We start from the raw sequence: 2,153 nt of genomic DNA, 5'->3' as shown, positions 1-2,153 counted from the left end.
CTGGCTGACCGGGCACGATGATGCCAGTTTTGGCAAGGAGCTGGCGAACAAGACCAGCTTTGAGGACTTCTTTGCTGGGGCGCCACAGATGAACCCGGCGCGATCGCTGATAAAGGGCGTCGTCTGCGGGATGCGGGTGGAAGAGATCGAAGAGCCGATCATGCGCGAAATTCGCTATCTCGATAAGCTGGTGGACGAACTGGCCAAGGGTAGGCCGATGGAAAAGATCTTGCGGCAGTGATCGCTGCCTACCGAGGAGCTAGGATTGGACATTCTGAAAAATCTGCCTGATAGCGGCGCGATATCGCTGATCGCCGAATTTACCGCGCGGCCGGGCGAGGGCGATGTGGTGGCCGAGCTGCTCGCGGGCCTCGCGCTCAAGGTGCGGGCGGAAGCGGGCAACGTGGCCTTTGACTGCTATCGCCGGCTGGAAGACGCGGACAAGTTCGTCGTCTACGAAATCTATCGCGACAAGAGCGCGTTCGAAATTCACATCGGCGCCGACTATGGCGCGGTGTTCAATGCGCGGCTGCGCGAACTGATTGTCGAACCCAATTCCGTGCTGACCTTCCTGACCCCGCTCGCAAAGGGCTGAGCGGGCCGCTGGGTCAGATGCGGCTGTGACCGATCATGGCGAGGGTGAAGATGAGGGCTGCGCCCCCGACCCAGAGGGCCATGGCCAGCAGCATGAACCCTTCGATGAATTCAAGACCCGTCTTGTCTTCGTCGTACATGGCCAGTCTCCTTGGCATGATGGGCTGACAACGCCGATCACGACCGGAGGTTGCGGCGCTTTCTGCAGGGCGCCACGTTGTTCGATAATCGATACCAGTGCGTTGCTATTGTCTCGCTTTTCACCAACAGCGCGGCCCCTTACATTCCTTATCGAACACGGCGGCAGACGCCACGATATTTGGGAGTACAGCAAATGACCTTGGAACTCGGCGGCATTCATCACCTGACAGCCGTGACGGCGGACGCTCCGCGCAACCTGAAGTTCTATACCGAAACGCTGGGCATGCGCCTGATCAAGAAGACAGTGAACCAGGACGACACCTCGGCCTATCACCTCTTCTATGGCGATGGCGTCGCTTCGCCCGGCGCGGACCTGACCTTCTTCGATTTCCCCACCATGCGCGAACAGCGCGGCAACCACACCGTGGGCCGCACCGGCCTGCGCGTCGACAGCGAAGAGACGCTGAAATGGTGGAAGGAGCATCTCGAAGCCAGCAAGGTTTCCACGAGCGGCATCAAGGAACGCTTTGGCCATGTCTCGATGGATTTCGAGGATTTTGAAGGCCAGCGCTTCCGGCTCGTCGTCGACGGCAGCAGCAAGGCGATCCCCTGGGCCAAGTCGCCGCTGCCGGCGGACAAGCAGATCATCGGCCTCGGTCCGATCACGCTGTCGGTGCCCAAACTCGAGCCGACCGATGCCATGCTGACCCGCGTGATGAACATGCAACAGGTGCGGCACTACCCGGCGCGTGAACGCGGCGCTGAAACCTTTGTCTATGAGATGGGCCCGGGCGGCCCGGCAGCGGAACTGCATGTTTCGGTCGATCCGAGCCTGCCCCGCGCCCGGCCCGGTGCTGGTGGCGTCCACCACGTCGCCTTCCGCACGCCGGACCAGGACAGCCTGCACGAATGGATCGAACGGGTGAACAGCTTTGGCATTCGCTCTTCGGGAGAGGTGGAACGGTTTTATTTCACCTCGCTCTACTTCCGCGAGCCGAACGGGGTGCTGTTCGAAATCGCCACCGACGTCCCCGGCTTTGCCGCCGACGAGCCGATGGAAAGCCTCGGCGAAAAGCTGTCGCTGCCGCCGTTTCTCGAAAGCCAGCGAGCCCAGATCGAAGCGGGCCTGAAGCCGCTGGTTTAGAAATGAAGGGGTCGGCTCATTGAGCCGGCCCTTTTTCGTTGGTCCCAATTGCGCGGTGTCATCCTTGCGAAAGGGGAAGTCCCTGTTTCCGCGCTAGGGAGTCGTGGGTATGGCGGGATGCGCGCTCACCGACCCGCCGCAGTATCGGTCGGGTCGGTATCGTCGAGCCGGCCACCGCCGCCCATTCCCATTCCCATTCCCATCCCCATCCCCATGCCACCGCCTCCGGCGCCCCCTCCTCCACCGCCGCCCTGGCGACCACCGTCGCCACCCT

At 62.0% G+C, this 2,153-nt stretch carries 4 protein-coding genes; 3 read left to right on the top strand and 1 reads right to left on the bottom strand.

Translation table 11 applies throughout. The features are described 5' to 3' along the window. Together J0I64_RS00165 and J0I64_RS00160 are read left to right on the top strand one after the other, a co-directional pair. A partial coding sequence (locus J0I64_RS00165; RefSeq protein ID WP_291405269.1) for a DUF2200 family protein occupies positions 1–241 on the top strand: 241 nt, incomplete at its 5' end. Between the two features lie 24 nt (positions 242–265). Beyond that, the gene (locus J0I64_RS00160) at positions 266–595 is read left to right on the top strand and encodes a putative quinol monooxygenase (RefSeq protein WP_291405267.1); all 330 of its coding nucleotides are present in this window, start codon (positions 266–268) and stop codon (positions 593–595) included. A 13-nt stretch (positions 596–608) separates the two neighbouring features. Here the strand turns inward: J0I64_RS00160 and J0I64_RS00155 are convergent, their stop codons facing one another. After that, positions 609–734 carry a hypothetical protein gene (locus J0I64_RS00155; protein WP_291405265.1) on the bottom strand — a complete coding sequence of 42 codons (126 nt, stop codon included), beginning with the start codon at positions 732–734 and terminating at the stop codon, positions 609–611. A gap of 194 nt (positions 735–928) precedes the next feature. Here J0I64_RS00155 and J0I64_RS00150 point away from each other — a divergent pair, with 194 nt between their 5' ends. Further along, positions 929–1,879, top strand: a complete 951-nt coding sequence (locus tag J0I64_RS00150) for a ring-cleaving dioxygenase (RefSeq protein WP_291405263.1) — start codon at positions 929–931, stop codon at positions 1,877–1,879. Positions 1,880–2,153 lie beyond the last annotated feature (274 nt).

Origin of the sequence: Devosia sp. (assembly GCF_017307565.1) — a bacterium.
Lineage (GTDB): Bacteria > Pseudomonadota > Alphaproteobacteria > Rhizobiales > Devosiaceae > Devosia.
This window is presented reverse-complemented; position numbering and strand designations above follow the sequence as displayed.